This window comes from Pseudomonas sp. TSO6, from assembly GCF_056098905.1.
The window spans coordinates 151411-176209 of record NZ_JBLZWV010000026.1 but is presented as its reverse complement, the minus strand read 5'-3'; the positions used below and the strand labels follow the sequence as shown (position 1 = coordinate 176209).

At 53.5% G+C, this 24799-nt stretch carries 19 protein-coding genes and 2 pseudogenes; 13 read left to right on the top strand and 8 right to left on the bottom strand.

The window, feature by feature from the left end; all coding sequences use genetic code 11:
* Position 1 precedes the first annotated feature (1 nt).
* Together ACN6NG_RS10565 and ACN6NG_RS10560 are read right to left on the bottom strand one after the other, a co-directional pair.
* The gene (locus ACN6NG_RS10565) at positions 2-1681 is read right to left on the bottom strand and encodes a DUF1302 domain-containing protein (RefSeq protein WP_474313878.1); all 1680 of its coding nucleotides are present in this window, start codon (positions 1679-1681) and stop codon (positions 2-4) included.
* Between the two features lie 556 nt (positions 1682-2237).
* Positions 2238-3143 carry a LysR family transcriptional regulator gene (locus tag ACN6NG_RS10560; protein WP_474313877.1) on the bottom strand — a complete coding sequence of 302 codons (906 nt, stop codon included), beginning with the start codon at positions 3141-3143 and terminating at the stop codon, positions 2238-2240.
* Positions 3144-3283: 140 nt separating this feature from the next.
* On the opposite strand from ACN6NG_RS10560, the gene ACN6NG_RS10555 reads away from it, so the two are divergent.
* The 11 genes from ACN6NG_RS10555 (at position 3284) to fdhA (ending at position 16466) form a co-directional block, all read left to right on the top strand.
* Complete coding sequence (locus ACN6NG_RS10555) at positions 3284-4342, top strand: fumarylacetoacetate hydrolase family protein (protein WP_474313875.1); 1059 nt, start codon at positions 3284-3286, stop codon at positions 4340-4342.
* Between the two features lies 1 nt (position 4343).
* Complete coding sequence (locus tag ACN6NG_RS10550) at positions 4344-5351, top strand: VOC family protein (protein ID WP_474313873.1); 1008 nt, start codon at positions 4344-4346, stop codon at positions 5349-5351.
* A 242-nt stretch (positions 5352-5593) separates the two neighbouring features.
* Positions 5594-6457, top strand: a complete 864-nt coding sequence (locus ACN6NG_RS10545; protein WP_474313871.1) for a fumarylacetoacetate hydrolase family protein — start codon at positions 5594-5596, stop codon at positions 6455-6457.
* Positions 6458-6469: 12 nt separating this feature from the next.
* Positions 6470-7444: a C-terminal binding protein gene (locus ACN6NG_RS10540; protein WP_474313869.1), complete on the top strand. Its 975-nt coding sequence runs from the start codon at positions 6470-6472 to the stop codon at positions 7442-7444.
* Positions 7445-7462: 18 nt separating this feature from the next.
* A complete protein-coding gene (gene eno, locus ACN6NG_RS10535; protein WP_474313868.1) occupies positions 7463-8758 on the top strand; it encodes a phosphopyruvate hydratase in 1296 nt (431 codons plus the stop codon).
* On the top strand, positions 8755-9786 hold the full coding sequence (locus ACN6NG_RS10530; RefSeq protein ID WP_474313866.1) for a phosphotransferase: 1032 nt from the start codon (positions 8755-8757) through the stop codon (positions 9784-9786). The genes eno and ACN6NG_RS10530 overlap by 4 nt, the downstream gene beginning before the upstream one ends.
* A 32-nt stretch (positions 9787-9818) precedes the next feature.
* A complete protein-coding gene (locus ACN6NG_RS10525) occupies positions 9819-10952 on the top strand; it encodes an FAD-dependent oxidoreductase (protein WP_474313864.1) in 1134 nt (377 codons plus the stop codon).
* Positions 10953-10976: 24 nt separating this feature from the next.
* The gene (locus tag ACN6NG_RS10520) at positions 10977-12020 is read left to right on the top strand and encodes a Rieske 2Fe-2S domain-containing protein (protein WP_474313862.1); all 1044 of its coding nucleotides are present in this window, start codon (positions 10977-10979) and stop codon (positions 12018-12020) included.
* A gap of 56 nt (positions 12021-12076) precedes the next feature.
* The gene (locus tag ACN6NG_RS10515) at positions 12077-12532 is read left to right on the top strand and encodes a nuclear transport factor 2 family protein (protein ID WP_474313861.1); all 456 of its coding nucleotides are present in this window, start codon (positions 12077-12079) and stop codon (positions 12530-12532) included.
* Entirely contained in the window at positions 12529-15213 is a 2685-nt protein-coding gene (gene ppc, locus ACN6NG_RS10510; RefSeq protein ID WP_474313860.1) for a phosphoenolpyruvate carboxylase, read from the top strand. The genes ACN6NG_RS10515 and ppc overlap by 4 nt, the downstream gene beginning before the upstream one ends.
* Before the next feature lie 53 nt (positions 15214-15266).
* Entirely contained in the window at positions 15267-16466 is a 1200-nt protein-coding gene (fdhA, locus tag ACN6NG_RS10505) for a formaldehyde dehydrogenase, glutathione-independent (RefSeq protein ID WP_474313859.1), read from the top strand.
* A 309-nt stretch (positions 16467-16775) separates the two neighbouring features.
* Here the strand turns inward: fdhA and ACN6NG_RS10500 are convergent, their stop codons facing one another.
* Complete coding sequence (locus ACN6NG_RS10500; RefSeq protein WP_474313857.1) at positions 16776-17831, bottom strand: Rieske 2Fe-2S domain-containing protein; 1056 nt, start codon at positions 17829-17831, stop codon at positions 16776-16778.
* A 653-nt stretch (positions 17832-18484) separates the two neighbouring features.
* A pseudogene (locus tag ACN6NG_RS10495) lies at positions 18485-18763 on the bottom strand (isochorismatase family protein); the annotation flags it as partial.
* A gap of 239 nt (positions 18764-19002) precedes the next feature.
* On the opposite strand from ACN6NG_RS10495, the gene feaR reads away from it, so the two are divergent.
* Entirely contained in the window at positions 19003-19977 is a 975-nt protein-coding gene (gene feaR, locus ACN6NG_RS10490; RefSeq protein ID WP_474313856.1) for a transcriptional regulator FeaR, read from the top strand.
* Between the two features lie 44 nt (positions 19978-20021).
* On the opposite strand, the pseudogene ACN6NG_RS10485 reads toward feaR, so the two are convergent.
* From ACN6NG_RS10485 to ACN6NG_RS10470, 4 genes and pseudogenes are all read right to left on the bottom strand, one after another.
* A pseudogene (locus ACN6NG_RS10485) lies at positions 20022-20198 on the bottom strand (hypothetical protein); the annotation flags it as partial.
* A gap of 65 nt (positions 20199-20263) precedes the next feature.
* Positions 20264-20407: a hypothetical protein gene (locus ACN6NG_RS10480; protein ID WP_474313855.1), complete on the bottom strand. Its 144-nt coding sequence runs from the start codon at positions 20405-20407 to the stop codon at positions 20264-20266.
* A gap of 339 nt (positions 20408-20746) precedes the next feature.
* Positions 20747-22186 carry an APC family permease gene (locus ACN6NG_RS10475; RefSeq protein ID WP_474313853.1) on the bottom strand — a complete coding sequence of 480 codons (1440 nt, stop codon included), beginning with the start codon at positions 22184-22186 and terminating at the stop codon, positions 20747-20749.
* Between the two features lie 128 nt (positions 22187-22314).
* On the bottom strand, positions 22315-23133 hold the full coding sequence (locus tag ACN6NG_RS10470) for a MoaF C-terminal domain-containing protein (protein ID WP_474313852.1): 819 nt from the start codon (positions 23131-23133) through the stop codon (positions 22315-22317).
* 317 nt (positions 23134-23450) lie between these two features.
* Between ACN6NG_RS10470 and ACN6NG_RS10465 the strand changes: the two genes are divergently transcribed.
* A complete protein-coding gene (locus ACN6NG_RS10465; protein ID WP_474313851.1) occupies positions 23451-24791 on the top strand; it encodes an alginate export family protein in 1341 nt (446 codons plus the stop codon).
* The last annotated feature ends 8 nt before the right edge of the window (positions 24792-24799 follow it).

Here is a 24799-nt window from a genome sequence, read left to right as displayed (position 1 = left end):
TTTAGAAGGTTCGGCTCAGGCTTATCGATATGAAGTCTCGATCTTTCAACGACTGTTCATAGGTGAAGTGGCTATTCTCATCTAGGGTTGTATTTTCCGGCCCATAGTAATGGGTGTAAGTCAGCCCCAGTTTCCAGACAGAGAGATATGTTGCGTTCACGCCAATGTTGATATCTCCGCCGTGATCCTGGCCAAACCCAACCCCTAGAGCCGATGAATTGCCGTTGGCGTAGCTGACACCCAACGGAATACCAACGTCCCAACCGGGCAGGATTTGGCGGTACATAGGTTCATACACCATGCGCAGAGCCATGGCGTCGCGATCAGAGTTGGGATCTCGCGCACCAGGATTTTTTGTAACACTCATGACGCGGTTCCAAGCTACTTCCCCAACGAAAGAAGCCTCTTGGGAAATGAAGGATGGGCCGAGCGATCCAAGCCAAGACACTTGAGCGTGCAACGTTTTACCAACAGCGTAGTTTGGGTCGTTACTATTATTGATGCTTTCATCAGGCGCGAGCGCTGCGGCATTCGTTGATGCCAGCGGTTGATTCCAGCGCGTTGAGATTTCGCCCGCCAAGTTGAACGTATCGATCGTCGTGGAGAAGCTTGCGCCGAAAGCTCTGACGTCTTCTGGATAGACCCAATAATATTCACCAATCTTTCCCGACGCAAAATCAGGTGTGGCGCTCGGTCTTACTAGCAATTGCGCTTGTTTCTCATGAAACTGAATTGCGTAGAGCCCCCAGTCAATATCACCAGTACTCCATCGAACTTGTACACCGCCCTGCCCGGAATCCTTAGCTTTTTTATCTTTGCCATGATAAAAGGCCGCGGGTCGATCAGGACGCCCACCTAAGAAAGCAGGAAATGGCTCGCCGACAATAAGACGTTCGTTACCTTCACCTAGCGTGTCAGAGGAGGAAAAATAACTACCTACACCTGGCAAGCGAGTTTCTTCCCATTCGAACTGGTAATAAGCGGCAACCAAAACATCAGGAGTCAGCTGAAACTGACCGCCCAGTTGTTGGATAGGGCGAACCAGCTCTTTGAACTGAGAGTTCGGAACAGAGACCGCTTTTACCACATCAATTGGTGCCATGCCGCCAGCGATACCGTTGACACCAAAAAATAGACTTTCACCCCAGAGCTGCGCGAATTGACCTGCGCGCACTGTTGTCGGGTGCTCACCGAGATCACCGCTCCAATAGGCGAAGGCATCCAGCAGTTCAACATCACCACCGTGAAGGCGCCGAGTGTCGTCGGTGAAATGATTAGGCTTGACCGAGTAAGCGTTGACACGATCCGGGGCGTTATTATCGTTGTTTTCCTGGTAAACGGTGTCATACCAGCCAGCACCGCTCACTCGCAGACCAAAGTCTTGGTAGCTCATATCAAATTCGCTCAACAAGTCGAGACGGTTTGATATCAATCCTTTACCAAAATTTCGATCACCATCATCCTGGTTCAGCGCAGTGCTCCCCTCGGTCAAAGCCCTGCTTCGGTCTTTCAAACGCCACCCTGCGCTGTATTTGACCGTATTGTCCCAGCGAACGCTCAGGTCAGAATTTTCGATATTGAACTCAACAGCACCTGCGTGGTGCGCGAATGCTGCGATTGAAAGAGATATTGCGAAGCTACTAATCCGTAGGTTGGGCGGAACAATCGTATTCACAGACATCTCGACCTCTTATTTTTTTTATGGCGCAATTTGTTCGCGAACGAATGCACTAAAGCAACCCTTCGCCGGAGTGCCGCTGAATTATTACTACGCGTTGAGTGCGCAGGCTAAACACTCGAGGAAGTCAGCCGCCTCGAATAGCAACCAACCTGGGTGAGGGTAAATCGCGGGCGATGAGAGGCATCCCAATGAAAAATAGCAATGGGATATATGGTGAACTAACAGACAGACGAACGCACAGGCAAATATTATTATACTTGTTCATGGTTCCAACCTTTTTGCGATCCTAACGAGGTCAGGCGGTTTCGATATTCAATCGATTAAGACTGGTCGGTGTGAACAAGTTAGGGATATCCACCCCCACCTTACAAGACGTTTATCTGGATTGGAGGTATCCGTGAAAGCGCTAGCTCGGTATCCTAGTATCGCAGGCGGAGGGAGGCGGTTTTAGCTAGGCCACGGGATTGGTCGCCTCCATGCAGCTGAGAAGAGGCCACGCGGCTGGCGCTTCAGCTTACGTGGCGGTGACATCGGGCAGACACTACGGCTCAGCCGTTCATATTTTCTTAGCCTCTTCTTCGAGCACCCCTCGCAGCCATAGCAGCCCAGGCTCAGCCGATCTGTGCTTGTGCCACTGCACAACTTGCTGCAGCACAGGGATCTCAACGGGTGGAGGCAAGATACGTACGGGCAGGTAAGAAGAGGCCATATGGGCGAGACGTCGATGAATCGTCGCGACCCGGTTGGTACCTACAACGAGCACAGGCGGGAAAAGGAGGTTTGACGTTATCACCTCTGTACGACGAGCCACGCCAAAATGCTTCAAAAACCATCCGTCGAACGCCGGTATACGACTCGTGCCGTACTGTACCGCAACGTGGCCGGCGGCCAGGTAGTCCTCGAAGCTGATGGAGTCACCGAATTTCTCATTATCCGCCGACACTACACAATCGTATCTCTCTTCGTAAAGCACCACGCTCGGATGGTCTTCTGAGGCGAACTGGCTCGGGATGAGCAAAAAATCAGCTTCTCCACGTTCGAGCATCTCCCCGGGCCTATCGAATTGAGCAAGCAGCTCTAGCCGAACGTTAGGTGCCTCCACTGCGAGACGGCGTACAAGCGGAGGCATCAGTAGCAGCATCGTCAGCTCTGAGACCAACAACCGGTAGGTACCCTCGTCTGTCAGGGGATCAAATTCGGGTCTCACCACGATGGTGGCATCGATCCTGAGCAGGACTTCACGGACGGGGTTCACGAGCGCCTCAGCGAGAGGGGTCAGAACTAGATTACGCCCCATCAGAACAAGCAGCTCATCCTGGAAATACTCGCGCAAACGCGCTAGAGCGCCACTCATCCCCGATTGACTCAAATGAAGCGACTCAGCTGCGTGACTGATGTTCTTTTGCGTCAGTAGTGCATCCAGTGCGACCAACAGATTCAGATCTAAGCCTTTGAAGCGCATACAGCCTCCAGGTATCCATGATAGCGATAGGGTGCATCCGTAATATCCATTTTACAGATTCGCGCGTCGAAAAGTAGTCTCAACCCTATAACAAGTCAGCGAGCCTTCTGCTCAGCTGCTCCAGATATAGGAATGTCCCAATGAGCCACCTCGTTGATTTTGGTGCCAAGTTTTCTCTCGGCACCTTTTCGGTTGCAGGCGGGCCGAGCTTCGTAGGTATGGTTATTGATGACCAAGTCATTGCGGTAGCCGCACTACGGCCTTTGTGCGACGAGCTTGGTTTGTCGCTTCCAGTAACAAATGATCTTTTCGAGCTTCTCCAAGTTTGGCCAAATGCATTCAAATCATTGGAGGCTGCCAGCCGGGCATTGAAAGAAAATCAACGGGGCGTACAAGGTGTACGTGCACGTTTCACCCCGCTCGCTAATTTGCAGGTGCACACGCCTGTAGAACGCCCACGGCAGGTCTTCTGCACCGGTGCAAACTATTTCAAACACGTAGTTGATCTGCTGGTTGCGGCAGGCCCTGACGAATCCTCAGAAACTGCTGGCATGACGCCTGAGCAGTTGCGTACATACGCTCAGGACTTGATGACGGAACGCAAGGAGACCGGTGCGCCCTACATGTTCAGCAAACCTGCTGGCTGTATCACTGGCCCTTACGACCCAGTCCTGATTTCTCCCCACACACAAAAAGCGGATTGGGAACTGGAGCTGGCTGTAATCATCGGAAAGCCTGCACGACATGTATCTCGTGAAGACGCCTTGAACTATGTGGCCGGTTACACGATTGCAAATGACCTGACCAACCGCGATCAGATCTGGCGTCGCGATGACATGAAAGCAATGGGCACCGATTGGATTGCGGGCAAAAGCAGCCCAACTTACTTGCCCGTTGGCCCATACCTGGTTCCCGCTGACTTTATCCCGAACCCACAGGATCTTCGTCTGACCTTGAAATTGAACAGCGAGGTTAAGCAGGACGAAAACACTTCGGACATGATCTTCGACGTCGCTCGTCAAATCGAATATCTCTCCAGCTTGGTACAGCTCTACCCCGGGGACATTATCTGCACCGGCTCTCCGGCTGGTAACGGGGCGCACTACAACCGCTTCCTTCGTCATGGCGACGTAATGGAGTCATCAATCACTGGCTTGGGCACTCAGCGCAACCAATGCCAACAAGAAGGTGCTAAATAAAATGATCAATGGTATCGAGTCACTGCTTTACGGTGTAGATGACGTCGAATTGTGCACGCGTTACTTTGTCGACTTTGGCCTGCCGCTTGTTGAGCAAAGTCCTGACCACGCGCTGTTCCGCCTCGACGAGGGCTCCAGCGTCATCATCCGCGCCATCAACGACCCGGTCATTCCGAAGAGTTCCGTTGTGGGCACCGGGGTGCAAGAGGTGATCTGGGGGGTCGACACCCAGAACAACTTCGACCGCCTCGTCAATGGCCTGCGTACGGATCGTGAGGTACGTATCGATGCTGACGGTAGCGCTCATTTCTTCAGCGACGACGGTTTGGCGATTGGTCTGCGCGTGTTCACCAAGCTACCTGTGGTTTCTGCTCCTAGCCCTTCGAACTCTCCAGGAAACATCAACCGCATCAACCAACATCGAAAGTGGCTGGTGAAAGCGCGTCCGAAAACCATTCAACACGTGGTCTTCCAAACCCCTGATGTTGAAAAAGGTTGGGCGTTCTACCGCGATCGCCTGCACTTCAAGCTCTCAGATGTTCAGAAAGGCTTTGGCATCTTTGGTCGTGCATCGGGCGCACATGACCACCACAACATCTATTTCCTCAACGCAAACCTTCCGTTCAAAGGACCGGACGTGTGGGGCATGGACGGGCAGATCCGCTTCGACCACGTCAACTACGGCGTTGATGACGTGGATGAGGTCATGGTGGGTGCCAACCACATGCAGCGCAAAGGCTGGCCGAAATCGGCGTGGGGCCTGGGTCGCCACCGTATTGCTTCCTCGCTGTTCATGTACCTGCCCTGCCCTACCGGTGGCCAGGCCGAATATGGTGCTGATTCCGACCACGTTGACGACAGCTGGGTACCGCGTGTGTGGAACCCGATGTTCGGCTTCTTCAGCTTCATCACCAATATGGCCCCCTTCATGCTGGACGCCGCCCCTTGGGAGTATGAGTACGCCCCTGGCTACACCCCTGAGAAGAAGAACAATCAGAAGTCCGATTAGCACATGTCACCAGCTGACCCGGTAACTGAAGTTTGAGCTGTTGAGGCGGTCTCCTCAGCTCAGGGTAGCTGGTGAGGGAGGTTACGAAGTTGCATCACTCGAATCAGCTTAAGCTCGCCAATGCCTCACTTGCTGGATGCTCTCCGTTCCCCGTAATCGTGCTCGGTGAACGTGCATTGGCGGTCAACTCTCTGGTTCCCTTAGCCCAACGACTCGCGCTTACGTTAAGCGGCGCCGATAGCATGACTGGGTTGTTGACTAGCTGGAAAACCAACCAAGCAACGCTTCTAGAGTTGATCAATCACATTGATGATCTCTGGCAGTCCGAATCGATCATTCTGGATCGTCTTGATCTGCATGCTCCAGTGGCTCCTGGCCAGGTGTTCTGCACCATTGGCAATTACAGTGAGCAGCTGATCGAAGCGGCCATCGATGCTGCGAAACGCTCCGTGGGTGCCGAGACGACAGATCTAGACACGGTGAAAGGCCGCACCTTGTCGTTCATTTCGCAACGCAAGGCCGGATCACCCTACGTTTGCACCAAGTCTCCAACTTGCGTCATCGGCCCAAATCATGCGCTGGAGTTGGACGCGGACGCCAATCTGGTTGATTGGGAGGTGGAACTTGCTGTCGTCATTGGGAGGGGCTGCTATCAGATCTCTGAAGCTGAGGCGCTTGACCATGTGGCCGGTTTCACGATTGCAAACGACATCACGAATCGAGATCGAGTATTCCGAGCCGATCCCCCAGGTTTTGGTACTGACTGGCTGCAATCGAAGGCAAGCCGAGGCTTCCTGCCATTAGGGCCGTTCTTACTCCCTGCTGCTTGCGTACCAGACGCTCGCGACTGGCGTTTGTCCCTGCGCCTCAATGGCCAGGTCATGCAGGAAGGCGTCAGCTCCGACATGATTTTTAGCATCGCGCAGCAGATCTCTTACATCTCCCATCACACATGCCTGCAACCCGGCGACGTCATCTGCACGGGCTCGCCTGCAGGATTCGGTGTGCACCACGAGCGCTTTCTACGAGATGGCGACCATATTGAGGCCAGCATCGAAGGCTTAGGCACTCAACGCACGCAAGTGCTTAGCCGCAATCATAATTAGGAAAAAACCAAGATGAATGCACCCACGACTGTCCTGCTCACTGACTATGCCTGGCCTGATGACAACGTTGAGCGGGAGATCATCGAAGGCGCCGGCTTCAAGTTGGTCAGTGGCCCGGCAACCCCCTCTCCTGCAGATGCAATTGAAGCGCTGGTCAAACAGCATCAACCCGCTGCCATTCTCACCTGCTGGGCGCCGGTTTCGGCAAAAGCCATCAATTCATCGACCAATCTGAAGCACGTCGCTCGCTTGGGCGTAGGTCTGGATAACATCGCAGTCGATGAGGCAACTCGCCTCAACGTCATGGTGACCAACGTTCCTGACTATTGCGTTGAAGAGGTTTCTGATCACGCAGTCGGCCTGGCTTTAGCCTGGACGCGTGGCCTGGTCAGCTATGATCGCGACGTGAAGTCCGGTGAGTGGAATCCAGGAGGAGCCAAGCTTCGTCGACTGGGCAATCTGACCTGCGGCATTATCGGCTACGGTCGCATTGGCCGTCGTACTGCGCAAAAACTCATGGCAATCGGCTCCAAGCTGATCGCGCACGATCCCATGCCACCTCAGAGCGAAGAAGGCGTGGAGTTCGTTTCCCTGGAGGCGCTCTTGAGCGCCGCCGACGTCATTATCGTTCACGCCCCTCTGGTACCGGCCACCCATCACTTGATCAACAGTGAGCGGCTTTCGCTGACCAAGAAGGGCGCGTTCCTGATCAATGTCAGCCGAGGCGGCATCGTAGATAACAATGCCTTGGTCGCTGCTCTGGAGTCAGGCCAGCTCGATGGTGCGGGTCTCGACGTTCTTGAAGACGAGCCAAAAGTCCCAGACGCCCTGTTGAAGCATCCTGGGGTGATTCTCACACCACACGTCGCATTTTCCTCAGATGCCTCGCTCCTTGAGCTGCGCCGTCGCGCAAGTGAGGAGGTGGTTCGCGTGTTACGCGGAGAGGCCCCTCAGAATCTTCGCAACGCCCTTAAAACTAAATCATAAAATAGAGCGACTTGTCCCATGCCTACACGTCAGATCAAATCCGTTCAAGCCCGCCAAATTCTCGACTCCCGAGGCCGCCCTACCGTTGAAGTCGACGTCACACTCGACGACGGCTCCTTGGGCCGTGCAGCGGTACCGTCCGGCGCCTCCACGGGTGCAGCCGAGGCACATGAGCTTCGCGATGGGGACAGCAGTTATTACGAAGGTCGTGGGGTAAAACAAGCTGTCGCCAATGTGAACGGTCGTATTCAGGAAGCCCTGATTGGGTTGGATCCCACTAAACAGCAGGAAATTGATGCCCTTCTGGTCGAGCTTGATGGCAGTAAGCAGCTGAAGAACCTCGGCGCCAATGCAATCCTTGGTGCGTCGCTGGCTGTATGTCGTGCCGCCGCCGAGACCCAGAAGATCCCGCTCTATCAATACATCGCACAGCTCGCTGGGTCTTCCAAAATCAGCATGCCCATGCCGATGGTAAATATTCTGAGCGGCGGTTTGCATGCCGGACGCGGAATGGACGTCCAGGACTTTCTGGCAATTCCTGCCAGTGCTCAGTCCAGCGAAGAAGCCATCCATCAAATCTCCAGAATCCGTAGCGCCGCCACTCGCCTGATGGACAAACGCGGCCTGACCACGTTGCTCGCAGACGAAGGCGGCCTGTCCCCAGGGTTCAAGACTGGCCGAGAAGCACTGCAACTGATGGTTGATGCTACCGTCGAAGCTGGCCTGGAACCGGGCCGAGACATGTTGATTGCAATCGATGTGGCTGCCAGCTCGTTGAAAGGGCCACAAGGTTCTTATCGTTTCGCGCGAGAAGGCCGTGACTACCAGAGCGACGAGATCATTGAGCTGCTTGATGGCTGGGTGCAGGACTTCCCGATCGCTTCTATTGAGGATGGACTCGACGAAGAGGATTGGGCTGGCTGGCAGCGCCTGACCCAACGTTTGGGAGGCAAGATCCGACTCATCGGCGACGACCTTTTTACTACCAACCTCCGCCGTGTCCAGCGTGGTATCAGCGAAAACATCGGTAATGGCGTTCTCGTGAAAGTGAATCAAAACGGCACGCTTAGCGGTACCCTCGCAGTGATTGACGCTGCTCGCCGTAGCGGCTATTCGCCTGTTATCTCTGCGCGTTCCGGCGAAACCGAGGATGCATTCATTGCGGATCTGGCGGTCGGTACCGCTGCTGGTCAGATCAAAATCGGCTCTGTTCGTTGCTCTGACCGCCTTTCCAAATACAACCAACTGCTCCGTATCGAAGAACAAAGCCAAGCTGAGTTTGCCGGCCTTTCCGCTATCAGGATCCAGCCATGAGCACTTCCGAGGTTTCACAAATCGCCTCGGCAGCAGGGAGTGTGCGAGACATGCATGCGTTCCTCATCCGCAGCGGGCTTGCGCAACCAGGTGCACCAGTTCAGTGGACTTCTTTGGTAGGGGGCGTGTCATCCGACATTTGGATGGCTGAGCTGCCCGACAGGAAGCTATGCATCAAACGCGCGCTGCCTAAATTGAAGGTTGAAGCAGATTGGGAAGCCCCGGTTTCACGCAATGCTTACGAATGGGAATGGATGAAATTTGCAGCGTCTGTCGTACCGGACGCAGTGCCAGCTCCGCTCGCACAAGATCTGGATGCTGGGCTTTTTGCGATGGAATACCTGCCGCCTGAACAATATCCGGTATGGAAAAATCAGCTGATGGCTGGTCAAGTCGACCAGGGCGTAGCTGCCGCAATCGGTAAGACGCTAGCGCAGCTGCACAAGGCCAGTCAGGGCAACGACGTAGTTGCAAGAGGGTTCGCGACCGATGCCAACTTCCATGCGCTCCGACTTGAGCCCTATCTAGTCGCGACTGCTCGGCGCCACCCGCACCTGGCGATACATCTGCACAAACTCGTCCAGGTTACCGCCAACACTCATCAAGCGCTCGTACACGGGGACGTCAGCCCCAAGAATATTCTTGTCGGCGTAAAAGGCCCCGTGATCCTGGACGCCGAATGTGCTTGGTATGGTGACCCTGCCTTTGATGTCGCTTTTTTTCTCAATCATCTGCTTCTGAAGTGTTTGGTGAAGCCTGCCGCTAGGGTCGAGTACCTCGCGTGCTTTGAGAGTTTCATCAAGTCATATTTTGAGCAAGATTACAGCGAGACATTGGAGGCACGGGCTGCCAATCTCCTACCTGCACTGCTGCTGGCCAGAGTGGATGGGAAATCGCCAGTTGAATACATCACTGATGAGTTCTCACGAGACCAGGTTCGGGGTTTTTCCAGCACATTGCTTGAGTCTCCACAATCGAAGCTGTGGGATGTCGCTTACCTTTGGAACGATTTTTTGCAACGGCCTTAGATCTGATCAAACCTCTTTAAAAGGTACAGAGAATGAATAACAAAAAAGCTAAAAAAGTACTTATCGTAGGTGGCGGTATCGGTGGACTCTCTGCTGCTATTGCACTGCGCAGGAAAGGCATTGAGGTTGACCTTGTCGAGCTTCAGCCAGAATGGAATGTGTATGGCGTGGGGATCGTACAGCAGGGCAACGTTGTCCGTGCGATGGCTGAATTAGGCATCGCTGATCAATGCCTCGCTCAAGGTTTTTCTTTCGACTCCGTCAAGCTTTGTGATAGCGCCGGCAAGCAAGCGATTGTGATTCCCGGTGCACGACTCGCCGGTGAAGAGTTCCCTGTTAACGTAGCGCTTCCGCGCATTGATCTTCATAACATTTTGCTCGGCGAAGCAACCCGAGTTGGCGTCACTATCCAATTAGGTTTGACTGTAGACCGCATCGATCAACCCGCCGATCAGGTAACGGTTCAGTTAAGTGATGGACAGCAGTCATCCTATGATCTGCTTATAGGCGCAGACGGAATCTACTCGAAAGTTCGATCATTGGTGTTCGGAGAAGACCTTCGTCCTTCATTCAGTGGACAAGGTGGGTGGCGTTTCAACTTGCCTCGTTTCCCAGAGATAGATTGCCTCACCATGTACCGCGGCAAAAATGGCGGGCAAGCTGGTTTCTGCCCCCTCAAGGATAACTTGATGTATCTGCTGCAAACGACCGAAGAGCCGGGAAATCCATGGATGGCGAAAGATCAGTTGCACCTACTATTCCGTGAGCGACTGGCTGAGTTCGAAGGCCCGGTCGCGAAAGCACGTGATGAATATCTTACTGATCCATCGCAAGTTATCTATAAGCCATTTGAAAGCATCTTTATGGATCAACCTTGGTTCGACGGGCGTGTAGTGCTCATCGGTGACTCAGCACATGCAACGACCCCGCATCTCGGACAAGGAGCGGGTATGGCAATCGAGGATGGCGTAGTCCTCGCTGAAGAGCTCGCTGAGAGAGATGTAGACGGTGCTCTCCACGCCTTTATGGAGCGCCGATTTGAACGGTGCAAATTCGTTGTCGAATCCTCGCTCCAGATTGGCAAATGGGAAATGGAGCGCAATACCACTGCAGACTACCACGGTCTTACCAAAAAGATGATCGAGATAACTTCTCAGCCCATCTAAAAAAAACGCCGATGAGGGGCCACCATGAGTTTTCTGTACAACGCTTGGTATTGCGCGGGTTGGTCTGCCGACCTGACTGAAAATCTTTCTCCTATCACCATTTTGAATGAGCCAGTACTGCTCTATCGAAAGCAAAATGGTGCTGCCGTTGCCATTGGTAACCGTTGTCCCCATCGGTTTGCTCCATTGCACTTGGGCACTAAGGTAGGCGATTGCGTACAGTGTCCTTACCACGGTCTGCGATTCGGTGACGATGGTAAGTGCTCTCATAATCCGCACGGCGATGGCTCGATTCCAAAAGCTGCCCAGGTTAAGAGCTATCCCATCGTTGAGCGCCACAATGCCATCTGGATCTGGATGGGTGAACCTGAGAAGGCAGACCCCGAGACCATCATGGATATCCATGAGGTAACTGAGCGTCAAGGCTGGACTCAGGTACGTGGAAAGCTTCAGATCAAGGCCAACTACGAGCTGGTGTCTGACAACCTGCTGGACTTGAGCCACGTTCCGTTCTTGCACCCCTTCCTGTCCTTCGATGGCCCACCACCGGGAGGTTTTCAGGTACTCACCGAAATGAAGCATGAGGGTGACGTCGTTTATCATAACAACACCGTTCTGAATATTCCGGTTAGCCCTCTGTTCCGCGCGCTATGGGGCGCTGATCAGGTGGAGATCGGTGATATGCGATCGCACATGCGCTGGACGCCCCCGTCCAATCTCTTCTTGGATGTAGGGATGACCCGCTGCGGTGAGCCCGACGATCGCGACACTCCAGCGATCCCGATTGCTCACCTGCTAACCCCTGAGACTGAGAACAGCACCCACTATTTTTGGGCTCAAGCGCGCAACCGGCATGTAGGAAATGATGAGTTCTCGGCTGAAATGCAAAAGGGCATCACTGATGTGTTTGTTCTTGAAGACGAGATGATTATAGAGGCATGCCAAGAAATGATGGGGACGCACGATCTGATGTCGCTCCGCCCAGTGCTGCTGCCAGGTGACTCCGCCGCAATCCGGGCTCGCCGGGTACTGCAGGGAAAAATCGAGGCTGAGAAAGCCTCGAAGTAACAGCCGCCGCACTAGCGTAACCGGATTAACTACTGTTTTTCCGGTGGTGCCCCCTCATGCTCATTTTTTTTACTCGATTAAATGGCTTTCATATGAACAATCAGACCGAAGTCCTCAATGCAGTTCGTCGTCGCGAGCGCCTACGTTGCAACTCACTTGCTGCAGAGAATTTTGAGCAGCTTGCTGAGGTGCTTTCGAAAGATCTGCTGCATGTTCACACACGTGGCAACTCAGACAACTACGAAAGTTATCTTCAATATGTACAATCCAAACTTCGGCTACTGAACGTCGCCCGGGGTGAACTCCTCCTCCGTCAATATGGAGATGCAGTGGTTATGACTGGAACCCAGACTAATACCGCCGAGATTAGGGAGGGGGATGGTACTGTTTTGGAGATCCAAGCCCATGTTACCCAAGTGTGGGTAAAAGAGGCAGATGGCGAATGGCGCTTAGCTTCGTTCCAGGCCACCTCTCTGGGAGCGCCAAAAACGCTGCGTGGGCCGGAACGATGACCGATTCGATCTGCATGGCTAGCGATAGCTCACAGCAGACACAGAGTTCTATGCTAGTTAATCCTAGGCTTAGAGCTAATGTCGGCATGCTGGGGTCGCTCCTCGGTCAAACCATTCGAGAGTCCTTTGGTGATGAACTCTTAGTTAAGATCGAATCCATCAGACAGGACGCCAAGCGAGCGCGCTTGGGCGTCGACCAAGCGCAGGATGCGTTGCTGAAAAACCTGGAAGGACTTGAGAGCGATGAGCTCCTACCCGTTGCTCGCGCTTTCCATCAGTTTTTAAATCTCGCCAACATTGCAGAGCAACATGAGCAGGTGCGTCGTTACACAAACGATGAACCTAGCCATGCTTCAGAGCACTCATTGAAAGAGCTGTTGTCAGGTTTCATGCAGAAGGGATGGGGGAGCAGCCATCTTTACAGTCAGCTCCGTGAGTTGAAAATTGACCTGGTTCTGACGGCTCACCCGACTGAAATCATGCGTCGGACTCTCATTCAGAAATATGACGCCGTCGCTGCTGAACTCGATAGGCTCGATCTCGCGACTGCTGATCGACAGGTGCAGGCAGACGTCAATGAGCGGCTCGCCAACCTCATTGATCAAATCTGGCACACAGACGAAATCCGTGCAGCTCGCCCAACACCTGTAGATGAGGCGAAATGGGGGTTTGCCCTGATCGAAGCCTCCCTGTGGGAAGCGGTTCCCAAGTTTCTACGTTCTATAGATAGAGATGTGTCGGCAGTGTTAGGGCAGGGACACCCTCCTCTACCACCATCTATTCGTTTCTCCTCTTGGATGGGAGGAGACAGGGATGGCAATCCCAACGTAACTGCCGAAGTTACCGAGCATGTACTGCTACTCGGGCGCTGGATGGCCTCTGATCTGTATCTCCGGGATGTGGAAAAACTCATCGCGCAGCTTTCCATGGGAAGAGCGACTGATGAGGTTTTAGCTGTGACTTCCACCTCCAGCGAGCCCTACAGAGTACTGCTCAGACAGCTCAGAACCCGTCTTAAAGCGACCCGAAACTGGAGCGAGGCTAGGCTCAGCGGCCTCACCTGTTCTGATGCAGGTGTTGTGCATTCCACTGAAGATATTCTTGAGCCGTTGCAGCTTTGCTATCAGTCACTACTGGACTGTGGGATGCCCCGGGTGGCTCAGGGAGAGCTGCTAGATACCATCCGCAGAGTACAGGTTTTCGGCCCTAATCTGATACGTTTGGACATCCGTCAGGAGAGCACTCGACACGCTCAAGCGGTATCCGAACTCGTCAATCACATGGGCCTAGGTGATTTCAAATCGTGGTCGGAGACAGAACGTCAGGAATTTCTTGCCTCTGCACTTGCTGCTGAAACCGCCAGCATTCCTGAGGACATGACACCTACCCCAGAGACAGCAGAAGTCTTGGCTTGCTGCCGGGTTATTGCCACGCAACCCGCTGGCATGGTCGGCACCTATGTGACCTCAATGGCACGTTCCGTTTCCGACGTACTGAGCGTGCGCTGGTTAATGCAGCTGGCGGGTGTGAAACAGGCAATCCCAATCGCTCCGCTCTTCGAAACACTTTCTGATCTCGAAACCGCTCATCTCTGCATCAAGGAGTTACTGAGCAATGGCGCCTATAAAAGATCGATAGGTGGTGTGCAGGAAGTAATGATCGGCTACTCCGACTCAGCCAAAGATGCTGGCACCCTGGCAGCTTCCTGGGCTCAATACCAAGCCCAAGATCGTCTGGTCAAAGTCTGCCGAGACAAAGGGGTAAAGCTTCGTCTGTTCCATGGCCGTGGTGGCACGATTGGTCGAGGTGGAGCTCCGGCACATCAAGCAATCCTTTCACAACCGCCTGGATCGGTTGGCGGCATGCTTCGGGTAACCGAACAAGGCGAGATGATCAGGTTCAAGTTTGGCCGCCCGAACCTCGCGGTTCAGAGTTTGCGCCTGTATCTAAATGCCGTCCTTGAGGCGACCCTACTGCCTCCCCCCGCCCCTCTCTCAGAGTGGCGTAGCACTATGGACGAGCTCTCTAGAATCTCAGTCGAAGCGTACCGAGCGGTGGTTAAGGACGAATCTTTCGTTGAGTACTTCCGACAAGCAACGCCTGAGAAAGAATTGGGTCGTCTTCCTTTGGGCAGTCGGCCTCCTAAGCGCCATGGCGGTGGTGGGATCGAAAGCCTACGCGCGATTCCTTGGATGTTTGCTTGGACGCAAAACCGCCTGCTCCTTCCCGCCTGCCTGGGCTTTGGCAGCGCCATATCTACTGCCTTGGCCTCTGGAAAAACATCTGAACTCAAAGAGATGTCGAAGAAGTGGCCTTTCTTTAGAACACGGATAGACATGCTGGAAATGGTGCTCAGCAAAGCCGACATCAGCATTTCAAGGTTCTACGAGCAGAACTTGGTCACCGGGAATTTTGGTTCCCTTGGGCGAGATCTTAGGTCTCAGCTCCTTGAATGCATCGAAGCTCTCCTGGAGCTTAAGCACCAGTCTCAGCTGCTTGAGCGAAGTGCCGAGCTCCAGCACGCGATGGATCTACGTAATCCCTACATCGATCCACTCCATCTTCTGCAAGCAGAGCTCCTACGACGTTCACGTTCATCTGGCGAGCATCATCCTGAAGTGGAGCAAGCACTTCTTGTGACGTTTGCTGGTGTAGCGGCGGGAATGAGAAACACAGGCTGATTACAAAAACCCTGCGGATATTCGCAGACAACCACAAGAAAGAGGAAGCAGAAATGTCCGACAATCGTGGCGTTGTTTATCTCGGAGCCGGTAAGGTCGAGGTTCAAAAGATCGGCTACCCCAAGATGCAGGATCCTAGGGGCAAAAAAATTGAGCACGCTGTAATCCTCAAGGTGGTAACTACCAACATTTGCGGCTCAGATCAGCACATGGTTCGGGGTCGTACCACTGCCCAAGTCGGCTTGGTTCTTGGTCACGAAATCACCGGCGAAGTCATCGAAAAAGGCCGTGACGTGGAACACCTGCAGATCGGCGATCTCGTCTCGGTGCCATTCAACGTTGCCTGCGGTCGCTGCCGCTCTTGCAAAGAGCAGCACACCGGCGTTTGCCTTACCGTCAATCCTGCTCGGGCTGGCGGCGCGTACGGCTACGTCGACATGGGCGACTGGACTGGCGGCCAGGCTGAATACGTTATGGTGCCGTATGCCGACTTCAACCTGCTGAAACTGCCGAACCGCGATAAGGCCATGGAGAAAATCCGTGACCTGACTTGCCTGTCAGACATTCTGCCGACCGGCTACCACGGTGCCGTTACCGCTGGTGTAGGCCCAGGCAGCACTGTCTATATTGCCGGCGCTGGCCCGGTCGGCCTGGCCGCGGCTGCTTCGGCTCGCCTGTTGGGTGCCTCGTGCGTCATCGTTGGCGACCTGAACCCAGCCCGCCTGGCTCACGCCAAGGCTCAAGGCTTCGAGATTGCAGACCTCTCGCTGGATACCCCACTGCACGAGCAAATTGCCGCTCTGCTGGGTGAACCGGAAGTCGACTGCGCTGTTGACGCAGTGGGCTTCGAAGCCCGAGGCCACGGCCATGAAGGCGCCAAGCATGAAGCTCCGGCCACTGTGCTCAACTCGCTGATGCAAGTGACTCGCGTGGCCGGCAATATTGGTATTCCTGGCCTATATGTGACTGAAGACCCAGGTGCTGTGGACGCTGCAGCCAAAATTGGTGCCCTGAGCATCCGCTTCGGTTTGGGTTGGGCGAAGTCGCACAGCTTCCATACTGGTCAGACCCCAGTTATGAAATACAACCGTGCGCTGATGCAGGCGATTATGTGGGATCGCATCAACATCGCTGAAGTAGTAGGCGTCCAGGTCATCAGCTTGGATGACGCCCCTAAGGGGTATGGCGAGTTCGACGCAGGTGTTCCGAAGAAATTTGTAATTGATCCACATAAAGTTGTAAGCGCAGCCTAAGCACCTCCAAGATGGGGCGGCCACTCAAAATGGCCGCCCCTTTTTTGTCCACTTCCCATCTCCATCCCCTATCACAATTTCTCCCCGCCCATTCCGAACACGCTGCTTACTTCGCCTCAAACTAATGAAATCTCCACCGAATTTAAATTGATAAAGCACTGAGACAGCCAAACCGCCCTGAAGTTGGTCTAACTACAAAAAAGCTAGCCAAGGCCAAACGCACGATGATTGAGAACAAAAAAAGGCGAGGCACAATACATGCCTCGCCGCAACCAAACTTCATCAAGAGCAAACCTGATTACTGCTAACTCAAGAGATCTCGTTCTTAATCTGCTCTGTCAAAAGCCTGCGAATCCTCACTCCACCGACGTCTTGAGCAACAGAAACTTCGTCATCAGGTCGGTCAATAAATTGGAGGCCAGCTTCTACCAGTTCTAGAGCATCCTCGTCTTGCTGCCTCAAGCCGTCATACATGATAACGTTGACATTGATGAATTCCTCGTCATCTGTTCTAAAGTTATGAGCGAGGCCGCCGAAATAGAAAGCGGTATTTTCAGTTTCTGGGGTGATACCGTGGAGCCAGGCGATCTCGCCATAATGCTGGGGTGTTTCGTGGTCGGCATATTGACTTTTTGCCCGATTGAACGGGCCACCCGTAATTACAAGACATGGCCCGTAATAGTCAGAGTAAACGTCGCTATCCACGAGACCTTCGCCAGGGCCGAAAAGAAATTCTTCGTATGGAGTATAGGGCGCATCTTTAACATGGCGCACCATACGGACAATGCCATTGACCTCCGTCATTTCAACGGGCGTTCGCACAACTTCGTTCAACTCGCCCACATACGAGGAGTGAATGAAACCAAGATGACTGAGATCAAAAAGGTTATCAAGGGCCAATGAATAGCGGGATTTTACAGCCATAGTTTTGGCTTGGGTTGCCCGCCAACCAGGCTGATCAATACAGTATGGCGCAGGGATTTGAGACTCGTCCGCCAGAGCCGGATCCCCCATCCAAATCCAAACCCACTTCCAACGCTCAGCCGTAGGATAAACTCGAGTCCGGCATTTAGCTGGAATTTTTTCTTGGGACGGAATTAATTTACAACCGCCATCGCTGCCGTATGTAAATCCATGATAGCCGCACTGAATGGAATCACCGACCAACTTCGATTTAGCGAGAGGGTAGTGACGGTGTGGGCAGTTGGCTTGCATGGCCACTGGCTGACCTGCCTCGGTACGGTAAAAGACAATATTCTCCCCGAGAATTTTTCGCTCAAAAATGTCTCGATTCACCTCATCGCTAACCGCAGCGATCCACCATTGATTACGCGGATATGTGTAACCTTCTGGAAGTGGATACATGTCACGATCTCCTAGTATTTTTATGCTTATAACAGAGGACTAACACAACAAACGCTTGCGCCGTAACCTGGTACTGCAAGCCCCCCCCCAGATGACGATCATCCTCTTGCCAAGCTTTGTAGTCGGCTTCGGCTCTCATCATGAGGTCACGCCTCAGATACCCAGATGCTTACCTGCGCAAATCCACAGGGATCTGAAGCTCAACACAGCACACACTTTTTCGATAAATTTCGCCGATGGAGCGTGTGCAATGGCTGAAAGGCAAGCGCCTGAGGATCAGGGCGGCAGAACCATCAAGGTACGGGATTCACCCATCAATAATCACGTTACCCACAGGCTACTGAGTCCAGACGATAACCACAGGTGAGTCATACATCCACTCTCTTCCATCGCTAGGAGGTATCGCTGACAGCGATGTAAAGTGAGTGACGACAAGATCGGGGCTAAGAGCTGGAGCCTGTGCAGCCAGAGCATCACAACTTTTGGTCAGCGGGCAGCTTCAGTCGAAAGCTACTTGTAGGCTCAGGCAAAGCGTTTCAGCCAATCTCGCATTGAGAAAATCGCCCCGTCGCGGGTATCCACACGTGCTTGCCCCTAGTTACGGTGCCAGCGTTTGCGGCAATTCACCCGCATTCCCGCACTCTTTAGACCTGCTAGAAGCACCAATCCTCATGGCAGAACGGCCCATCAAGCGTTGCATTGTGACGAACTACGATGTCCTCAGCTTTCATCACTGGCGTGCCTGAACAGGTATGGTCGTCGGCGATCATTACTGCATCGAAGCTAAGACCACAAGCAGCACGGCAGGTGCTGTGCACACAGTATTGAGTTTTCATCCCTGTGGTTACTACACGGTAGGCGCCACAATCGCGCAAGCTGTCAGGGAAGTCGGTCATTTCAAAGGCGTTGGGGGGCCGCTTTTCGAACACCACTGACAGATGGGCTTGATAACAGACGCCCCACATCATTAACATGTTACCAAAACACCCACGATGGAGCGTCGCTTGGAGCCCAGCATCACAAGATGGATCGGGATCACCCGGATGGCCCCCAGCCTAGAGCTGAATTTCCAGCGTAATCAGCTAGTTGTGCGAAGATGCATTGCGCGGTCTAAAATTTGCATGTCAACGGATGGTCTTCGCAGACATCTGATCACAAAAATAGGTGCGCCATGAACAATCACACGACTCTCAACGACCGTCTCCTTGGATCCCATGGTTACCAGCTGTGGGAGTCGACTCTAGCAGAGCAATGTGGGGCGTTTCATCCGGAACCACCGCTGACACAAGGGATTGAGACCTTCGAGGGAGCTATTCTCCCTGCTTACATCGCCACCCCAGGGTACGCAGGAGCCAAGATTGGTACTAACTGCCCTCACATCCACCGTGATGTGAAAGACATCAAACGGGATGGCCAGGATTTCTTCTACATCGTTCACCAGATTTCGGGCGACGCGGTGATGGATCATTGCGGGAAGCAAAGCACACTGAACGCAGGCGACCTGGTTCTCCTCGACAGCTCGCTTCCTAGCGATTTCTACTTTTCCGGCATGTCAGAGCAAATCTCCCTTTTGATTCCTCGTCACAAGGTGGAAGCCAAAATCCAAAACGCGCACCAGATCCTCAATCAGAAGATCAGCGCCCAAACTCGGATCGGTTCCGTGGCCGGCTTCATTGCCAACCAGTTTTTCAACGCTGCGGAAGCGGACGAAGACACAGAGCTTGTAATGGATAGCTTGCTCGGCCTGATACTGCCAACGTTGAAATGCTCTGAAAATCAGGGATCGTCCTACAACGAAAAGGTTCAGAAGGCGTATTTCGAGAAGGCACAGCGTTGCATCGACAGCCGGCTGATGAACTTCGAGCTGTCGCCCGAGATGATTGCCAGTGAGCTGGGCACATCGAAAAGGACATTGCACCGCATCTTCGCTCAACGAGGCCTGTCGATCGGTCGCTACATCCTGGACCGCAGACTGGACAAGTGCGCCAGTGAATTCGAATCAGGTTCTGACATTCAGAAGGTTTCCGCGGTCGCTTTTGCCTGGGGATTTAACGATGTCAGCCATTTCTCCCGCGCATTTAAAACACGGTTCGGAATCTCACCTAGGGAGTTCAGATGCAAGAACCCGAGCGGCGCGCCTAACTAAAACCGCCAAGCAGGGCTCCCTGCCCTGCTTTCCCTAGGCTGATATCAACTAGCGCCTGAGCGATCCAGAACGCTAGTCATGTCCAGTAACTTCTGAACAAACGCTTCACGCTGGTCAGAACTGGGCGGTGTCAGACCTAGCGCCTCATCAAGCCAGACGCCGTCAGTAGCCATCTGGATCACTAAAGACCACATCATATCGTCGCGCCCCAAATCCACCCTGGATTCGGACCACTTTGATTGAAGATCTCAGTAGTGTTCCAGCAAAGCGGGGCTGTGGCTGATGCTCACAATAAAGCTGAGGCCGAAGCCGATTTCTGCTTAACCGTGCCAGCGGAAATGAAGGTGCCCCGAACGTAACCTCGACTCCAATCTCCCGCGCCAAGGTCATCGGCTTGGTGCTGCTCGATGTACGCTTCGAAGGTGTCCATCGCATGGTCCATGCATCCCATTTACCGAGGCATCCTTGGATTTCAAATGATAGAGCCACCCACCTTTGCTCACGCCTGCCTTTTCATCCACGCCGCTAAAAGTTAGCCGGTTCACGCCGTACCCACTCACTACCGCTTTGGCAGCCTGAATTACGGCTAAGTGCCTCATGCCTGATTGAGCGGTAAGAACAGCGGCGCACTGCGTTGCGAGTGAGGTACGACCGCTTAGCAACCCGGACCGATGCATACAGACAGCAAAAAAAGCCGGCATCTGGTGAGAATGCCGGCCAAACCGAGGTACCAAAGGTGAGCACCCTCAGAAGACAACCAGAAAAGCTTTTAGACCTCGTTCAGCACTCGTCCGAGGTTTGCGTAGATCTGTGGGTTGCGCCATTTGTGCCAACCAGCCAGGCACATGCCTGCAACCGCGACCCCAAGCATGCCGACAGGTATCAGGGTGTTAAACACCGATTCACCCCCGGTGAGCAATGACATGTTGTTGATGATCAGTACAACGCCGAATGCCAATGCCAGAGCGCTCAGAGAAGGTGCGATCAACCCTTGCCAAGCATTGGCCCCTACAGGGTTCTTCCGGAAGTAACGGATGACGGCAATTGAAGCCAGGCACTGAACCACAAGGATACCAATTGTCGCTGGAGCGCTACCCAGAGGCAGAACCTGAGTAATTGGATCGGCGCCTGCGGTGCCGAAGATAACCAGGAGTGTTAGGCAAATTAGAGTCTGGATGGTGCTTGCAACGTACGGGGTATGGTGCTTCTGATGAGTGATGGCCAATACACTAGGAAGAATCCGCTCGCGCCCCATCGAGAACAGGTACCGCGAAAGGGAGTTGTGGAAGCTCAGCAGCACCGCAAAAAGGCTGGTGATCAGTAGGATGTTGATGGCATCCGAAAGCGCCACACCCACCAGTTTGGTCGACAGCTGGAACCAGATACCACCTGGGTCCTGTGTGATTGCGCTGATAGCGTTGGATGGGCCAATCGCTACTACAAGCAGCCAAGACGAAGCGGCATAGAACAGCATAATCAGGAGCAGAGCTGTAAATGTAGCCCGCGGGAGAGTACGAGCAGGATCACGCGCTTCTTCAGCGTAGATAGCTGTGGTTTCAAAGCCCATGAACGCGCCACCTACGAATACAAGCGCTGCCCCCAAGCCGGTGGCGAAGACGTTGGTGGGATCGAAGGAAGCGACGCTGAAGCCTTCGGGGCCTCCGCCGTGCCCAATGACTGCAATGTCAAACACGACAATGACAACCAACTCAGCCAGCATCAGCAGGGCCAGAAAACGGCCGTTGAACTCAACGTTACGTGTACCAAAGACTTGGACCAGAATTGCGTAACCGATGCTAGCTACCCACCACTCTACATCCAGCCCTAGGCGATGGAATGCCTCCGATGTGAAATAGCCGATCAGGCCATAACAAGCGATTTGCATACCTGCATAAGCGACGATTGCCAAGAAGGCTGAAGCCGCTCCCATCGGGCGCCCAAGGCCAGTAGCCACGTAAGCGTAAAATGCGCCGGCATTACGAACATGGCGCCCCATGGCCACGAATCCTACTGCGAAGAGCAAGTAAACTGCTCCTACAAGCAGAAATACCCCTGGCAGCCCGACGCCGTTACCCATAAGGATGGCAGTGGGAACTACTCCGATCAAACCGGTAAGCGGTCCGTTCGTTGCCAATACGAAAAAGACAATGTTCCACATACCCAAAGCATTCTTACGCAATGCTCCGGTTGGTGCAGATGTTTGACCCATGATCAGGCCCTCGTTAAACGTTAATTTGTAATTGTTGTGACGTCACTGAGCGTTGAGTTCAGCTATTTCTTGCACGCAACTGTTGCCATTCAAGCAGACTGCAAAACTAGGCCTGCCCGGTGTAATCGTTACTCTTTGAAAGTCGCGGGGTAGCGTGTTTCATTCAACAGGGTCGCTTTCGAACCGAAGGTCAGATGCAGGAGCTTTTCCGGTTTTGGATCCCAGCAGAAGAAACGTCCAATGGAGCGCATCAATTTGAGGTCGACGACGACCACAGACTCAACGGGCATGATTGCCTCAGTCCAGAACAGGACATGGAGGTCGTCTGCAACATCGTAATAAGCACATTTTTCTACGTCAGCGATGCCTTTTTCAGCTCCATTAACGCAATTCCAGGCCATGGTCTCGGCACTGAAGTAGACATGCTCGTACCAGTCATCTTCGCTATAGCGGTAAAGAACCCGCTTACCAGCGAGGCTGGATGATTTCGTGATGGGTGAACCGCCTGGCATGCCTTCAACTACTGCTGCTGCAAACCCGCTTTGTGTGCGCTTTTCACCAGCTTGCTCGTGGAACGAAGAGACCGCAGCAAGGATGTCCCCAGTCTCCAGCTTCCAAACAAGGGTCGCGCACTCTTGATGTGCCGGTTTGAGAAATTCAACAAACAAGATCCCAGGGCGCACCTCAACCGCTTCGTAGATCTCAGACTCACTGAGGCCGCTTCCATCGCCTTCGAGAATGGTCCACACTAGAGCATTAGCACTTTCAAAACGGTGTTCGATCAGCCATCCGTTCTCGAACCTGATGGTGAACGTCTTGCCGGCAAGGACATCTGTACTCGCGTACTTATGCCCTTCGAAACCATCCGCCATCTCGGCTAGTGTTGGCCATTCCGTGGTCGGGATGTAGGTCTGAGACCTCATTTCTTGTTCGATTTGGTAGATCACGGGGCTTCCCTCATTGCATCTTCGGCGGTACCGAAACGCCTACATCATAAGGAGGTGGCTACCGCTCCGTCTTGGCTGTCAGTGCCATCACTAGGATCTGAGTGTCAAACTCGATACCGCTCGGCAGCTGGCATCCGCTGCCACATAAACGCATGCCTCCCCACCTATCCGACAAACCAAAATTTGGCACCCTGAGGCGATTGCTTGGCTCTCAAAATCAAGATACTCACCCTTCTCCGACGATAGCCTTCTGCCAACACACGTCGAGTCGTGTCTCGCTCTCAAAAATTCTAATAAGTGCAGCAGAGGTAGCGTTGATGAAGTTCAAAATGAGCGGGCTTTCCCTTCGGATTGCTCTGAGTTGTGCAGCACCCGCAGCAATATTCTTCTCATCAACCGCCCAGAGCCTACCGCTCTATAGTGATGGCGCGACTACGGTCGATGCCAAGCTAGCGGCATCGTTCGGCATTTTCACAAGCCGTGAAAAATACGCTCAAACTCCGGACCAGACATCTGGCTCTGCGACTTGGCAAGAGGCGGTCTTCCAATACGGCCTCGACGTTAAACACAAAACTGAGAACTTCGGCAGCCTCTACTCAGCACTGAACTGGGTTTCCAGTGCCACCTTTGGAGATGGCGACGCGGCCGGCTGGAGTGTCGGTGACGAACGCACCACGAAGATTGAAGATGCCTATGCGGGCTGGAAATCAGCAGGTCTTTTCCCCGCCTTGGGCGAGGATGGTGTAGAGGTTTCCTTCGGTCGACAGAACATTGTGGTAGGTGATGGCTTCATCGTCTCCGGCGACGCACTCGACTTTGGTAAGGGTCTTCTGGATGGCCGGCTGAACCGAGGCGGGGCTTACTATCTAACAGGGCGCAAAAACTTCGACGAAACCGCTGTTCTACGACTGGGCGGCAGTCAGGGATGGCGCGGTGACTTGATGTGGCTCAAATCTGATAACCGAGCCCAAGCATCGCCGGAAACGGCTGTCGCGACCCTGGAGAATGTCTCAGAGAAAGGTACCATAGGCCTCACAGCCGTGAAGGTTCTAGACACGGATAGGGAATTCGCTGACATCCTGTATCCCGAGCGCAAGGATATGAAAATCTACAGTATCCGTGCTAAGGGCGATGCAGGCGTTCCAGGACTGTTCCTGGCCGGCGAGTACGCCAAAGAAAAGAAAACCACTACCGACGAAAATGCTTGGTATCTCGAAGCTGGCTGGACCTTCAATGACGTAAAAACCACCCCGAAGATCAGCTATCGTTACAGCCGCTTCTCTGAGGCCTATGACCCACTCTTCTATGGTAACGGCCGTGAGCTGGGAACCTGGTTCCAAGGTGAGGTAGCAGCGAACTACGCAGGCCCATTCAACACCAATTCGACCATCCAGCAAGTCGGACTGAAAATGGTCGTGACACCAACGTTCAATGCGGGCGCGATGCTCTATAAGTTCGACACGATCAACAAGGATGTCATCGATATCTCCGGTAAAGAGCTTGATATCTACGGTGAGTGGACCGTGAGCGAGAACCTCCTCGTTCTACCCCTGGTTGGCTTCTACAAACCTGACCACAGTGCGGAGAACGGCGGGAGTCAGCTGGGAAGTGATCGCACAAACGTTTACGCCCAACTACTGTTTGTCACCAATTTCTAAAGCATCAA

Bases quoted from the DNA above. Each gene is read 5' to 3' on its own strand.
- ACN6NG_RS10565 (WP_474313878.1), bottom strand. From the start codon at position 1,681: ATGTCTGTGAATACGATTGTTCCGCCCAACCTACGGATTAGTAGCTTC.
- ACN6NG_RS10560 (WP_474313877.1), bottom strand. From the start codon at position 3,143: ATGCGCTTCAAAGGCTTAGATCTGAATCTGTTGGTCGCACTGGATGCA.
- ACN6NG_RS10555 (WP_474313875.1), top strand. From the start codon at position 3,284: ATGAGCCACCTCGTTGATTTTGGTGCCAAGTTTTCTCTCGGCACCTTT.
- ACN6NG_RS10550 (WP_474313873.1), top strand. From the start codon at position 4,344: ATGATCAATGGTATCGAGTCACTGCTTTACGGTGTAGATGACGTCGAA.
- ACN6NG_RS10545 (WP_474313871.1), top strand. From the start codon at position 5,594: ATGACTGGGTTGTTGACTAGCTGGAAAACCAACCAAGCAACGCTTCTA.
- ACN6NG_RS10540 (WP_474313869.1), top strand. From the start codon at position 6,470: ATGAATGCACCCACGACTGTCCTGCTCACTGACTATGCCTGGCCTGAT.
- eno (WP_474313868.1), top strand. From the start codon at position 7,463: ATGCCTACACGTCAGATCAAATCCGTTCAAGCCCGCCAAATTCTCGAC.
- ACN6NG_RS10530 (WP_474313866.1), top strand. From the start codon at position 8,755: ATGAGCACTTCCGAGGTTTCACAAATCGCCTCGGCAGCAGGGAGTGTG.
- ACN6NG_RS10525 (WP_474313864.1), top strand. From the start codon at position 9,819: ATGAATAACAAAAAAGCTAAAAAAGTACTTATCGTAGGTGGCGGTATC.
- ACN6NG_RS10520 (WP_474313862.1), top strand. From the start codon at position 10,977: ATGAGTTTTCTGTACAACGCTTGGTATTGCGCGGGTTGGTCTGCCGAC.
- ACN6NG_RS10515 (WP_474313861.1), top strand. From the start codon at position 12,077: ATGCTCATTTTTTTTACTCGATTAAATGGCTTTCATATGAACAATCAG.
- ppc (WP_474313860.1), top strand. From the start codon at position 12,529: ATGACCGATTCGATCTGCATGGCTAGCGATAGCTCACAGCAGACACAG.
- fdhA (WP_474313859.1), top strand. From the start codon at position 15,267: ATGTCCGACAATCGTGGCGTTGTTTATCTCGGAGCCGGTAAGGTCGAG.
- ACN6NG_RS10500 (WP_474313857.1), bottom strand. From the start codon at position 17,831: ATGTATCCACTTCCAGAAGGTTACACATATCCGCGTAATCAATGGTGG.
- feaR (WP_474313856.1), top strand. From the start codon at position 19,003: ATGAACAATCACACGACTCTCAACGACCGTCTCCTTGGATCCCATGGT.
- ACN6NG_RS10480 (WP_474313855.1), bottom strand. From the start codon at position 20,407: ATGGACACCTTCGAAGCGTACATCGAGCAGCACCAAGCCGATGACCTT.
- ACN6NG_RS10475 (WP_474313853.1), bottom strand. From the start codon at position 22,186: ATGGGTCAAACATCTGCACCAACCGGAGCATTGCGTAAGAATGCTTTG.
- ACN6NG_RS10465 (WP_474313851.1), top strand. From the start codon at position 23,451: ATGAAGTTCAAAATGAGCGGGCTTTCCCTTCGGATTGCTCTGAGTTGT.